The sequence below is a fragment of the Vibrio sp. VP6 genome, assembly GCF_028823755.1.
Lineage (GTDB): Bacteria > Pseudomonadota > Gammaproteobacteria > Enterobacterales > Vibrionaceae > Vibrio > Vibrio parahaemolyticus.
In genome coordinates, this window is record NZ_JAPEID010000018.1 from 33368 (window position 1) to 47318 (window position 13951).

At 46.4% G+C, this 13951-nt stretch carries 10 protein-coding genes; 4 read left to right on the forward strand and 6 right to left on the reverse strand.

Annotation, left to right across the window (positions count from 1 at the left end):
- Positions 1 to 38 precede the first annotated feature (38 nt).
- Positions 39 to 830 carry an acetylglutamate kinase gene (argB, locus tag OU793_RS13040; RefSeq protein WP_005496562.1) on the reverse strand — a complete coding sequence of 264 codons (792 nt, stop codon included), beginning with the start codon at positions 828 to 830 and terminating at the stop codon, positions 39 to 41.
- 21 nt (positions 831 to 851) lie between these two features.
- The gene (argC, locus tag OU793_RS13045; RefSeq protein ID WP_159404020.1) at positions 852 to 1856 is read right to left on the reverse strand and encodes an N-acetyl-gamma-glutamyl-phosphate reductase; all 1005 of its coding nucleotides are present in this window, start codon (positions 1854 to 1856) and stop codon (positions 852 to 854) included.
- A gap of 144 nt (positions 1857 to 2000) precedes the next feature.
- On the opposite strand from argC, the gene argE reads away from it, so the two are divergent.
- The 3 genes from argE (at position 2001) to OU793_RS13060 (ending at position 7025) form a co-directional block, all read left to right on the forward strand.
- Positions 2001 to 3137 carry an acetylornithine deacetylase gene (gene argE / locus OU793_RS13050; protein WP_140103411.1) on the forward strand — a complete coding sequence of 379 codons (1137 nt, stop codon included), beginning with the start codon at positions 2001 to 2003 and terminating at the stop codon, positions 3135 to 3137.
- 277 nt (positions 3138 to 3414) lie between these two features.
- Complete coding sequence (gene ppc, locus OU793_RS13055) at positions 3415 to 6048, forward strand: phosphoenolpyruvate carboxylase (protein WP_005465143.1); 2634 nt, start codon at positions 3415 to 3417, stop codon at positions 6046 to 6048.
- A 437-nt stretch (positions 6049 to 6485) separates the two neighbouring features.
- Positions 6486 to 7025, forward strand: a complete 540-nt coding sequence (locus OU793_RS13060; RefSeq protein WP_005395734.1) for a PadR family transcriptional regulator — start codon at positions 6486 to 6488, stop codon at positions 7023 to 7025.
- A 70-nt stretch (positions 7026 to 7095) separates the two neighbouring features.
- Here OU793_RS13060 and metF read toward each other — a convergent pair whose 3' ends face one another.
- From metF to OU793_RS13075, 3 genes are all read right to left on the reverse strand, one after another.
- A complete protein-coding gene (metF, locus tag OU793_RS13065) occupies positions 7096 to 7998 on the reverse strand; it encodes a methylenetetrahydrofolate reductase (protein WP_005465139.1) in 903 nt (300 codons plus the stop codon).
- Positions 7999 to 8273: 275 nt separating this feature from the next.
- Entirely contained in the window at positions 8274 to 10682 is a 2409-nt protein-coding gene (locus tag OU793_RS13070; protein ID WP_025506749.1) for a bifunctional aspartate kinase/homoserine dehydrogenase II, read from the reverse strand.
- Positions 10683 to 10697: 15 nt separating this feature from the next.
- Positions 10698 to 11858 carry an O-succinylhomoserine (thiol)-lyase gene (locus tag OU793_RS13075; RefSeq protein ID WP_025506751.1) on the reverse strand — a complete coding sequence of 387 codons (1161 nt, stop codon included), beginning with the start codon at positions 11856 to 11858 and terminating at the stop codon, positions 10698 to 10700.
- A 227-nt stretch (positions 11859 to 12085) separates the two neighbouring features.
- Between OU793_RS13075 and metJ the strand changes: the two genes are divergently transcribed.
- Entirely contained in the window at positions 12086 to 12406 is a 321-nt protein-coding gene (gene metJ / locus OU793_RS13080) for a met regulon transcriptional regulator MetJ (protein ID WP_005432736.1), read from the forward strand.
- A 109-nt stretch (positions 12407 to 12515) separates the two neighbouring features.
- Here metJ and OU793_RS13085 read toward each other — a convergent pair whose 3' ends face one another.
- A complete protein-coding gene (locus OU793_RS13085; RefSeq protein ID WP_005465132.1) occupies positions 12516 to 13793 on the reverse strand; it encodes a malic enzyme-like NAD(P)-binding protein in 1278 nt (425 codons plus the stop codon).
- Between the last annotated feature and the right edge of the window lie 158 nt (positions 13794 to 13951).

Here is a 13951-nt window from a genome sequence, read left to right on the forward strand (position 1 = left end):
CTTCCTAATGTTGAATTCTTTAACTGTTTTGCTTCCGCTTATTGAGGCAAAAACTGTGTTCCAATACTTTCACCAGCAAATAACTGCGTGAGTTTTTCTGGGTAGCGCCACGTCGCCACTTCTATCGGACGACCAAGATCGTTTGCAGCTTCGAGAGCAGCTTTCACTTTGACGATCATCCCATCAGTGATCACTTGGCCTTCGATCAGCGCATTGGCTTCTTTCTCAGATAAGCTTTTAAGCAGATGACCTTTGCCATCTAACACACCGCTTACATCTGACAACAGCACCAACTCCGCGTCCAAAGCACCCGCAACGGCAACCGCTGCTTGATCCGCATTCACGTTCATCATTTGACCTTCAGCCGTGAGACCAATAGAGCTGATGATAGGCAGTGCGCCCGTATTTAAAATCGCTTGAAGTAGGCTTGAGTCACCCGGTGTCGCTTTGCCCACCGCACCTAATTCAGGGTCTAACTCTTCGACGTGACAAAGACCACCATCCGCTAGGCTCAAGCCCACCGCATTCAAACCATCGGCAATCGCTTGACCTTGCAGTAACTTATTTGCCGTTCCTGCCAGCGCACCGGCAATGACTGGAATTTGATCGTATGGCGTCACACGTAGACCATGTTTCTTTACGGTCTTAAGTTGAAGTTTCGCCATCAACTCATCCACCAAGTAGCCACCGCCATGAACGATGGCGATTTGTCGCTGTGCCGATTTTTGGTAAGCCGCAATGGCACCAAAAAGTTGGCTTAAGGTTTGAGTGCAAGATAGAGCTGCACCGCCTAGCTTAATGACTAAAGGAGCTTGATTGGTTTGCGTCATCGCATTTCCCTCTTTCAACGACTACAGCAACGCTGTCAGTTCTGGGTAACCATAATGAATATTGAGACATTGCATCGCTTGACTTGATGCACCTTTGAGTAGGTTGTCGATGGCTGAAATCACAATGATGTGTTCGCCTTGTACCTTCCAGCCGATATCGCAGAAAGGGGTATTTTCGACATCCTGAATACGTGGAATGCCATCGCCTTTTAAACGCACGGCAGGCTTTCCTAGATAAGCTTGTTCAAATGCTTGAGCGACTTGTTGCTCTGTAACGCCTGATGCTAGCTTCATAGTGATCGTGGCAAGAATGCCGCGTTTAAAGTTGCCTAGGTGCGGAGTAAAAATCACATCGCAACCTAAGTGCTGAGCAATTTCTGGTTGGTGACGATGGTTAAAGACACCATAAGGTTGCAAGCTCACTTCACAGAAGCTGTTAACCATGGAGGCTTTACGCCCTGCACCTGATACACCGCTGGTTGCGTTAATCACTGGCCATTGGTTGTTATCCAGTAATGCGTGTTCTAATAAAGGTTTGATTGCAAGCTGTGAAGCGGTTGGGTAGCAACCTGCTACTGCAATCAAAGGAGTGGTTTTTATTGATTCTTGGTTCCACTCTGCTAAGCCGTATGCTGCTTTATCTAGCCAGTTGTTGAATTGATGCTCAAAGCCGTAAAAGGTGTCGTAAAAGCCATCGCATTTGACACGAAACGCGCCGGACAAATCAAAGACCTGACATCCAGCGTCGAGAAAGATAGGAGCAAGATCATGGCTGACCTCATGAGCCGTAGCTAAAAAAACCACATCAGAGTCTTGCGCGACTTGCTTTGGATCGGTCAACGCATTCACCACCATATCGACCACGTTCGCCAATTTACCGTGTAACTGTGCAATGGTTTTTCCTGCATCGACACTGTTGGCGGAAACGTATAAACCTGATAGCGTGAGTTGTGGGTGTTTATTAACCATGAACGCTAACTCTGCGCCGGTGTAACCGCTGGCTCCGATAATTGTGGTTTTTAGCATTGTGTGACATCCATATACTTAAAGCTCAAAATGATTATTCATATTTAAAATTAGCTTTATTTTGATTTTTTATTCATTAAATATGAGTTAATATGTGTTTTACATTTTTGTGCTCGGTCTGTCAATAGGAGAATTGAAGAATCCATGCAATTACCAACTTTTCTAGAGGTCTATGAAGGACTCATTAGTACCTCTTCGATCAGCTCGACTGATCCAAGCTGGGATCAAGGCAATGCCAAAGTGATCGAGAAACTCGCCACTTGGTTTAAAGATCTTGGCTTTCATGTTGAGGTGATCGAAGTCGAACCAGGCAAACACAATATGATTGCACGCATGGGCGAAGGCGAAGGCGGTCTGCTGCTTGCTGGGCACAGCGATACCGTGCCATTTGATGAAGGACGCTGGAGCTTTGATCCCCATAAGCTCACTGAGAAAGACAACCGCTTCTACGGTCTGGGTACGGCAGACATGAAAGGCTTTTTTGCTTTCATTTATGAAGCAGTAAAAAAGGTGGATTGGAGCAAGCAAAACAAGCCGCTTTACGTATTGGCCACCTGTGATGAAGAAACTACCATGCTCGGTGCAAGACACTTCACCACAAACGCGCCGTTCAAGCCGGATTACTGCATCATTGGAGAACCCACTAGCTTAGTTCCTATTCGTGGCCACAAAGGGCATGTCGCCAATGCGATTCGGGTTACCGGTAAATCCGGCCACTCCTCTGACCCAGCTTTGGGCGTCAACGCGATTGAAATCATGCATGAAGTGTTGTTTGCGATGATGCAACTGCGCGACAAACTCATTAAAGAGTATCACCACCCAGGATTTGCCATCCCTAGTCCAACGTTGAACTTAGGCCATATCCTTGGCGGTGATAGTGCCAACCGTATTTGTGGTTGTTGCGAGTTGCACTATGACGTTCGCCCATTGCCGGGCATCAGTTTGGACGGTTTAGAAAACATGCTGCGCAGCGCACTACAAGAAGTAGAAGCTAAATGGCCAGGACGAATCGACATCGTACCATTGCATGAGCCAATTCCAGGATATGAATGCCAGCACGATCATCCATTTATCGGTGGTGTTGAAGAGATCTGTCAAACCAGTTCGCAAACCGTCAACTACTGCACGGAAGCGCCTTTCTTGCAGCAACTGTGTCCGACTCTGGTACTTGGCCCTGGTTCTATCGAACAAGCGCACCAACCAGATGAGTTTCTCTCCTTTGATTTTATCGACCCAACCATTGATGTGCTCTCAAAGGCGATGGTTAAGTATTGTTGTTGATTGAGTTTAAAAAAAGCCTTTATGCAGCTCCGATGAGCTGCATATTTTGGCTCTCAAAGCACAAGGTTTTATGCACCGTTAACACGAATTTAACTTGTTATTTTGTAATTAATTTTCACTTTTAATTCTATGCCCGTCGAAACTTTGCTCTAAATCAGGAGAGACGCCGAATAATTGCAAACTTAGTCTGCTTTATTTGACTAGAACTGGTGCTTTTCGCTAGATTGGTGTCTTAACAAGGACAATGGATGTAGTTTTTTTACGAGGCAGGACGACAATGAACGAGAAATACGCCGCACTTAAAAGCAATGTGCGCATGTTAGGCCACTTACTGGGTAACACGATTCGCGATGCCCACGGCGAAGAAATCTTCGAGAAAGTGGAGACCATTCGTAAATTATCCAAATCGGCTCAAGCAGGTAATCAAGCAGACAGGGAAAGCTTGATAGAAGAAATCAAACACCTACCCGATGAGCAACTAACGCCAGTCACCCGTGCGTTTAACCAATTTCTAAACCTCACCAATATTGCCGAGCAATACCACACCATTTCACGTCACTGTGAAGAACACATCTGTGAACCAGACGCGATCAACTCGCTGTTTTCAAAACTGGTACAAAACGATGTTAGCAAACTCGATACGGCTCAAGCGGTACGTGATTTGAATATTGAACTGGTATTAACCGCGCACCCAACGGAAATCACTCGCCGCACCATGATCAATAAACTGGTCAAGATCAACGAGTGTTTATCCAAACTAGAACTCAGCGACCTGTCTTCTAAAGAACGCAAAAAAACAGAGCGTCGCTTAGAGCAACTTATCGCACAAAGCTGGCATTCTGACGTGATTCGTCAACAACGCCCTACTCCATTAGATGAAGCGAAATGGGGCTTTGCCGTAGTAGAAAACTCACTGTGGGAAGCTGTGCCAGATTTCCTACGTGAAATGAATGATCGTCTGAAGTCTTACCTAGGTGAAGGTTTACCAATTGATGCTCGTCCAGTGCATTTCTCTTCTTGGATGGGGGGTGACCGTGATGGCAACCCGTTCGTTACTCATAGCGTAACACGTGAAGTATTGCTTCTGTCTCGTTGGAAAGCCGCTGACCTTTATCTCAATGACATCAATGAATTGATCAGCGAACTCTCGATGACCGTTTCTAACGATCAAGTTCGTGAACTTGCTGGTGAAGATCAACATGAACCATACCGCGCAATCCTGAAACAACTACGTGCTCTGCTCAATGAAACCAAAGATATTCTTGATGCGAAGATCCACGGTCAAAAACTGGCAGTCAAAGCACCGCTACAAAAAGTTGAACAGCTTTGGGATCCTCTGTACGCGTGTTACCAATCACTGCATGAGTGCGGCATGGGCGTCATCGCTGACGGCTCGTTGCTAGATACGCTGCGTCGTGTGAAAGCATTTGGCGTTCACCTAGTTCGTCTTGATATCCGCCAGGAAAGTACGCGCCACGCAGATGTACTCTCTGAGCTGACTCGATACCTCGGCATTGGTGATTACGAACAGTGGAGCGAGCAAGATAAAATTGCTTTCCTCACCAATGAACTTGCGTCTAAACGTCCGCTACTGCCACGCGATTGGGAACCATCAGAGCCTGTCAAAGAGGTTTTAGACACCTGTAAGATCATCGCTCTGCAACCGCGCGAAGCGTTCGGTGCTTACGTCATCTCAATGGCTCGTACCGCCTCAGACGTACTCGCTGTGCACCTATTACTGCAAGAAGCGGGCTGCCCTTACCGTATGGATGTTTGTCCTCTGTTCGAAACTCTAGACGACTTGAATAATGCGGAATCGGTCATTAAGCAGCTAATGAGTATCGACCTTTACCGTGGCTTTATTCAAAACCACCAAATGGTCATGATCGGCTACTCTGATTCAGCAAAAGATGCGGGTGTCATGTCGGCAGGCTGGGCTCAGTACCATGCTATGGAATCTCTAGTTAAAGTGGCAGAAGACGAAGGTGTTGAGCTGACTCTGTTCCATGGTCGTGGCGGCACCGTTGGTCGCGGCGGCGCACCTGCACACGCAGCTCTGCTGTCTCAACCACCAAAGAGCTTGAAAGGCGGGTTACGCGTAACAGAACAAGGCGAAATGATCCGCTTTAAACTGGGTCTACCAGATGTTGCGGTAAACAGCTTCAACTTGTATGCAAGCGCCATTTTGGAAGCAAATCTACTGCCACCACCAGAGCCAAAACAAGAATGGCGCGACTTGATGGAAGTCCTGTCGGAAGTGAGCTGTGAAGCTTACCGTGGCGTCGTCCGTGGCGAACCAGATTTTGTTCCATACTTCCGTCAAGCGACGCCTGAACTAGAGCTAGGCAAACTGCCGCTTGGTTCACGCCCAGCGAAACGTAATCCAAATGGCGGTGTAGAAAGCTTACGTGCAATTCCTTGGATCTTCTCGTGGAGCCAAAACCGTTTGGTGCTTCCGGCTTGGTTAGGCGCAGGTGAAGCTATTCAGTACTCAGTAGACAAAGGTCATCAGGCGCTGCTAGAAGAAATGTGTCGCGAATGGCCGTTCTTCTCAACTCGCCTAGGTATGCTTGAGATGGTGTACACCAAGTGCAACATGGAAATCTCTCGCTACTATGACCAACGCCTAGTTGAACCTCAACTTCAACCATTGGGTGACCGACTGCGTGAACAACTTCAACGTGATATTAAGTCCGTACTGAACGTAGAGAACAACGAGAACCTAATGCAAAGCGACCCATGGGGCCAAGAATCAATTCGCCTACGTAACATCTACGTAGAGCCATTGAACATGCTTCAAGCTGAATTGCTATACCGTACTCGTCAAACAGAAGAGGCGTCTGCAAACCTTGAAGAGGCTCTGATGGTGACCATCGCGGGTATTGCAGCAGGTATGCGTAACACGGGTTAAAAATAACCATTCGTAATACAAAAGGCTGAGTTCATACTCAGCCTTTCTTATATTCATAACTTCCAACCACATAATTGCTCAGCAAATAACCAGACATTTACACCGCAAAAAACCCATAAAATACCAACAAATTAGAATTATTAACTACAAAATAACTCTATTGAGTATTATGTTAGTTTTTCAGGGTAATTTTGTCCTAGTATTCCACTTCATGCTTATTATTTATATACTACTTGCCTGCTGAGAGCTCATAAATCCAATCATACCTGCTCCAGCCCTGATGGGGATCCCCATCTCTAGGTGATAAACGGCTTTAAGGTGACAGGACCAACTTTGTTGGTGCTACTTATACATTAAAAAACTCAAGCGCCAGTAAGAGCGCAGCTGAAAGTATAAGTAGCTTGTTTACAAGTTTATTGACCATTTGGATTGAAGACATGTCATTACCACACGTAATCTTAACTGTTCTTAGCACTCGCGACGCAACCGGTTACGATATCACTAAAGAATTCTCTGCTAGCATCGGTTACTTCTGGAAAGCAAGCCACCAACAAGTTTACCGTGAGCTAAATAAAATGGCCGAGAAAGAGCTGGTTACTTGCGTACTAGAACCTCAAGAAGGCAAACCAGACCGTAAGGTTTACTCCATCACAGATGCAGGCCGTAGCGCTCTTGGAGAATGGTTTGATCAACCAACTGCACACCCAACCGTTCGTGATGAATTTTCAGCGAAACTTATGGCTTGTGCTGTTCAACCATCAACACCTTTCCGTGATCAACTAGCAGAACTTGTTGAAGAGTCTCGTAAACTGGTTTCTCACTACAAAGAAATTGAAGCGGCTTACTACGCAACGCCTTCAACTTTGGACAAACAAGCTCGTTTAGAGCGCCTAACGCTTCGTCGTAACCTACTGTTACGTGAAACGTGGATCACTTGGGCAGAAGAAGTCCTAACAGAACTTGAAGTGATTGGTTAATTTCCTTTTACTTAGAGACAACGAAAAAGGCTTGCCACTTGGCAAGCCTTTTGTCTTTTTGAAACCGGATTTACGCTTCTACGGCTACACGAGGGCGAACACCCAAAGTATGGCATAGCGCATAAGTCATCTCCGCACGATTCAGCGTATAGAAGTGGAAATCTTTTACACCTTCGCGACTTAGTACACGAACCATATCAATAGCTTGGCTTGCACCTACAAGTTGGCGAGTCACAGGATCATCATCCAAACCTTCAAACTGTTTGCTCATCCATCCTGGCACTTTAACGTTATTCTGCGCCGCAAAGCGTGAGGCTTGCTTAAAGTTCGAAACTGGCAAAATACCCGGTACGATTTCTACATCGATTCCCGCCGCAACACAGCGGTCACGAAAACGCAGATAAGATTCCACATCAAAGAAGAACTGAGTAATGGCACGGTTTGCACCAGCATCCACTTTACGTTTTAGGTTTAGCAGATCCGATTGAGCACTTTTTGCCTCTGGATGCACTTCTGGAAAAGCCGCCACAGAAATATCAAAATCGTGACGAGATTTTAGTAGCTCAACCAAGTCCGAAGCATACATATCTGGAGCACCGCCACCAGGTGGGATGTCACCACGCAGCGCAACGATATTTTCGATGCCGTTATTCCAGTAATCATCAGCAATCTCAATCAACTCTGAACGTGTTGCATCGATACAAGTGAGGTGAGGCGCAGCAACTAAGCCGGTCTCTGCTTTGATTTCCTTGATAATGGAGTGAGTTCTATCACGCTCACCAGAGTTTGCTCCGTATGTTACCGAAACAAATTTAGGCTTGAGCGTTTTGAGACGATGCACAGAGTTCCACAGCGTTTCTTCCATCTTTTCGCTGCTTGGCGGAAAAAACTCAAACGAGACATTAATGTTATCTGACAACTCAGCGATATTCTGGTTTAAGGCGTCGATATGGCCTGCGTGCGTGTATCCCATCTTACTCTCCCTGTGGCACTCCGCCACGAAATCAAAATCCTTGAATCGACGTTTAGACGTCTATATGTCTACAGAATGTATTGAATGTGATTTAATGTCAACCTTGTGATTATGAATTTTTCTCACGTTAACAATGAGGATAGTTCAAGTTAATTCGCATCTGCTATTTACTCATAACAACGTTTGAAAATGGCGAATCTTATTTTAAGTATGGCACTGAGGAAGGAATAAAAAACCCCGGATGAATTCCAGGGTTTTTAGGTATCTCGCAAAGTTTAGAATAATCCAGCTAAGCGGTTGAGATCCGATTGGATTGCACCAGCGGTCACCTCGCGTCCTGCACCTGGGCCACGAATCACCAAAGGGTTGTCCTTGTACCATTTACTTTCAATCGCAAAAATGTTGTCGCATGGCAGCAAGTTAGCCAGCGCATGTTCGCGCGGTAATGCTTCTACGCCCACCGTCGCTTTGCCATTTTTCTCTAAGCGCGCCACATATCGAAGCACCTGCTCATCTCTTTGTGCTTTGGTTAGACGCTCTTGAAGAATCTCACTGAGCAGTGCGCCATTATCAAAGAACTCATCCAAACTCAGAGAGCGCAGCTCTTCAGGCACCAGTGATTCCACTTTTACGCTATCCGGTTCAATATCCAGACCAGACTCACGCGCTAAGATAACCAGTTTACGCATGACATCCGAACCATCTAAATCAGCACGCGGATCCGGTTCTGTTAATCCTTGTTGCCACGCTAAATCGACCAACTCATTAAACGGCACCGAGCCATCAAACTGCTGGAACAGCCAAGAAAGTGTTCCCGAGAAGATTCCGGATAGCGCCACAATCTCGTCACCACTTTCACGCAGATCTCGCACGGTATGGTTAATAGGTAACCCTGCCCCAACCGTCGCGTTGTAGAGCCAGTAACGACCGATTTTTGCGAATGCATCTTGCACTTGATGGTAGTACTGACTGTCGGCAGAGCCTGCAACTTTGTTAGCAGAAATTAAATGAATGCCTTGCTGAGCGATATCAACATAACGTTGCGCCAACTCTTTGCTCGCGGTCACGTCCAATACCACGGCTTCATCATAACCTTGTAAATCGCCTAACCGACTCAGCCACGCCCCATCGTTCTCAATACTTTCTTCATCAAACCTGTCAGCAACCGCCGCCGCATCGATACCCTTTTCATCAAACCAATATGTCTGGCTATCGACAACGGCGACTAAGTCAAAGCTCATACCGTGGCGTTTTTCGAGTTCTGTTTTCTGAGTCGCAAATAGATTTAACCAGCTAGAACCGATATTGCCTTTGCCACATAACGCTACCGCTACGCGCTTTTGCGCTTGGAATAACTGGCTGTGAATCAACTGCACTAATGCTTCGGTATCGGTGCGACGCAGTACCGCAACTAGGCTTAAACCTGATTCAGTTTCAGAAACAAATTCAACTGGTGCGTGCTTCAATTTTTGGTAAAAACCAAAACAATGGTTGGCATTTTTCGTTACGCCCGCTCCGACAGCGGCCACAAGTGAATAGCCTTCCTTGAGTTTGATTTCAGCTTCAACCGCAAGATCTTGTAGATACTTCAGCGCACCTGTCGCAATCTCTGCGGTGTACGCTAAGCGTAATTTTTGCTGATCGGCTTGGGCTTCGTAAGAGAGTGGCTCGAGTTGCGCACGTTGAAGAGACTTTAAAACATCACTTTGGGTTTTGTTGAAGTCATGACCATGTCTAAAGGACAATTGAATCAACAATACCTCATCCAAAGAAGTGATGATTTTCGCTCCACGCCCAGAAGCAAGTACACGCTCAATACGCGTTGAACCCGATTCAGGTTGATAGCTGCACTTGAGGCTTAAGTCCATCGTGCTTTGCGCGACAGGTTGTAACGTACGGCTATGCAAGACCGGCGCTGCAAGGCGGGCCAGTTCACTCGCTTCGTCTAAGCGCAGTAAAGGCAACAGACATGCGTCCGACACTAAACGAGGATCCGCACTGTAAACACCAGCAACATCACTCCAAATGGTTACGGTTGTCACTTCCGCCAAAGCACCGATTACGGTTGCGGAATAATCCGAGCCATTCCGCCCCAACAGCACGGTTTCTCCTGCCTCATTTTGCGCCATAAATCCGGTGATGATGACGCGTTTGTGGCTGTGTTGCGCCAACGCCTCCTTAATCAGGGGATAAGAACGCGCACGGTCAACTTCCGGTTGAGTACCGGCTTCTGCACGTAAAAATGCACGTGCATCTTGTGCGACCGAAGGAACATTTTGTTGTGAAAGCAAGGCAGCCAATAAACGTGAAGACCACACTTCACCGTGACCCAACACTGCCGCTTTTTGCGCATCCGTCAGTGGTGCAGCCAACTCGGCTAAGGTACTGAACTCATCGTGCAAAGAAGCGAGCAATTGCGTCTGCACCCCGCCTTCTAATAAAGATTCAATTAGCTCCGACTGGAATTGTCTTAAGCCTTGCAGTGCTTCATGCGCAATACGGCCATCTTTGTCTAAACCTTCCAGAAACTCGATCAAGCGATTAGTGGTCTTCCCCGCGGCGGATACCACCACCAGATCATTCTCGGCAGAGTATTCTTTGAGAATATCGGCCACACGTAAGTAACATTCAGGGTTTGCTAAGCTGCTGCCACCAAATTTATGTAACTGACGTTGTACACTCATTTTTTAGTTCTCCTATTACTGAGCAGCTTTTACAAAGGCTTGATCGAGATCGGCAATCAGGTCTTGTGCATCCTCTAAACCCACAGACAGACGAAGCAGCTGATGCGACACGCCTGCTTCCGCTAACGCTTCTTCCCCCATGGCTCGATGCGTCATAGATGCTGGGTGACAAATCAAACTCTCCACGCCACCAAGCGACTCTGCAAGAGAAAACAGTTCGAGCTCTTTAACAAACACTTTAAGTTGCTCAAATGAGCCTGCAAATTCAAAGCTCAACATAGAACCAAAACCCGACTGCTGCTTTTTCGCGATTTCGTGACCTGGGTGATCTGGCAAACTCGGATGGTAAATCTTCGCGACCAAAGCTTGCTGTTGCAGGTAGTTGAGTACGTGTTGAGAGCTTTCCTCGTGCACTCGCATACGGGCGCCTAAAGTGCGGATCCCGCGCAACGTCATGTAACTATCGAAAGGCGTACCCGTGGCGCCAATACAGTTGCCCCACCATGCAAGTTCTTCTGCGTACGCTTCTGTTTTGGTGATCACCACACCACCAATCACGTCCGAGTGGCCATTAATGTATTTTGTGGTTGAGTGGATAACAAAGTCAGCACCGAGATCCAAAGGCTTTTGGTACACCGGTGTCAAAAAGGTATTGTCTACCGCCACCAAAGCGCCCACTTGTTTGGCTTTTTCGCATACCGCTGCAATATCAACCACACGAACCAAAGGATTCGATGGAGTTTCTAACAAAATAAGCTTTGGCTTTTTCGCTAGTGCAGCCTCTAGAGCTTGCTCATCCGATTGATCAACGAACTGCACTTTGAAGTCGCCTTTGTTAGCTCGTGTATTGAACAAACGGTATGTGCCACCATAGCAATCATGCGGTGCAACAATCAGATCATCTGGCCCAAGAAAAGCCGATACCCACAAGTTAAGTGCGGAAGTACCGCAGTTAGTCACTACTGCGCCTTTGCCAGACTCTAACTCTGATAACGCACTCTCTAGCAAACCACGGTTTGGGTTACCTGAACGCGTGTAATCGTATTTAGGGACTTCACCAAAAGCAGGGAAACCATAGTTGGTTGAAAGGTAGATTGGTGGAACAACAGCGTGGTATTGGCTGTCTGATTCGATACCAGTGCGTACAGCAATGGTCGCAGGCTTGCGGGTGCTCATGGGTGTATCCTTTCACAGGTGATGACTTCTAAATAGGAATGCGCTATATCTAATTTGTCAGATCTATCTGAACAACACTCTTCCTTAACTGTTCTGTTCACTTTACTTGTCAAAAAATGAGACGTCAACACTTCTAGACGTCTATATGTCTTTGCTTGTGGCAGTAAATGCAGCTAAAATCAGCACCTATATTAATTTTCAACTTATTACATAAATGAAGGTGCGCAATGGCTGACTGGAATGGCGAATACATTAGCCCATATGCTGAGCACGGTAAAAAAAGCGAACAAGTAAAAAAAATTACCGTTTCTATCCCGCTAAAAGTTTTAAAAGTGCTGACTGATGAGCGTACTCGTCGTCAGATCAATAACTTACGCCATGCAACCAACAGCGAACTACTATGTGAAGCATTCCTGCACGCATATACAGGTCAGCCATTACCAACGGATGAAGACCTTCGTAAAGACAGACCGGATGACATTCCAACTGAAGCAAAAGCGTTAATGACGGCGATGGGTATCGAATTCGAAGCATTTGACGAAGAATAATTGCTTACAAATTCATCCGCTTTAGAAGCTGCGCCGGGGGCAGTTTTTGGAGATATAAAAAATGGGACGTCAATGCGTCCCATTTTTGTGTTCAATGTGGCTGAGTAAATTACTCTGCCATGTAGTTTTCTGGCATCTCAATACGAGCAACACCGGAATCTACTGCCGCTTGAGCTACCGCTTTTGCTACGCGAGGTAGCAGACGTGGATCCATTGGCTTAGGAATGATGTAGTCGCTGCCAAATTCTAGCTTCTCAACACCTGCAGCTTTTAGTACCGATTCAGGCACAGGCTCTTTTGCCAATGCACGAATTGCGTCAACTGCTGCCAACTTCATGTCGTCATTGATTTCACTCGCACGTACATCTAATGCACCACGGAAAATGAAAGGGAAACACAACACGTTGTTCACTTGGTTTGGATAATCACTGCGACCAGTACCCATAATTAAGTCATCACGCACTGCGTGTGCTAGCTCAGGTTTAATTTCAGGATCTGGGTTCGAACAAGCAAACACAACTGGCTTGTCAGCCATAAGTTTCAACGCTTCTGGTGGCAACAGATTTGGACCAGATACACCTAAGAATAGGTCTGCACCTTCGATCACATCTTCTAGTGTGCGCTTATCTGTATTGTTTGCGAACAGTTGCTTGTACTCATTCAGATCATCACGACGAGTATGGATCACCCCTTTGCGATCCAGCATGTAGATCTTCTCGCGCATTGCGCCACACTTGATAAGCAGCTCCATACACGCAACGGCTGCAGCACCAGCACCAAGACAAACAATCGTTGAATCTTCAAGCTTCTTACCCTGCAGCTCGATAGCATTGAGCATACCTGCGGCTGTCACGATAGCCGTACCATGTTGATCATCGTGGAATACTGGTACGTCACAACGCTCAATCAAACGCTTTTCAATTTCAAAACAGTCTGGTGCTTTGATGTCTTCAAGGTTGATACCACCGAAAGTGTCAGCAATGTTCGCAACCGTATCAACGAACTCGTCGATCGTGCGATGCTTCACTTCAATATCAATTGAATCAAGGCCAGCAAAACGCTTAAACAGTAACGCTTTACCTTCCATTACAGGCTTAGAGGCAAGTGGGCCAAGGTTACCTAGACCAAGAATAGCGGTACCGTTTGAAATAACCGCAACCATGTTGCCTTTCGCTGTGTACTTGTACACGTTGTCAGGGTTTTGTGCGATTTCACGTACAGGCTCAGCCACGCCAGGACTGTATGCAAGAGCAAGGTCACCAGCAGTTTCGGCTGGTTTAGTTAATTCGACAGCGATTTTACCCGGGGTTGGGTAAGCATGGTAATCCAGAGCTTTTTGGCGATGTTCTTCTTCTGGAGTGGCTGCTTGGCGATTGTCTTCAGACATGGATCGTTTCTCTTTGTTATTTTTAGGTAAGGGGGCATAAATTCTAAAGGATAGAAATCAATCTTCATAGGTAAGATTGCGAGCAATATCCTTAAAAAGCCGATAATAAAAGAGATTAGACCAGATAAGTGTGTTAAGCACCTGATTTTCTGGTCAGG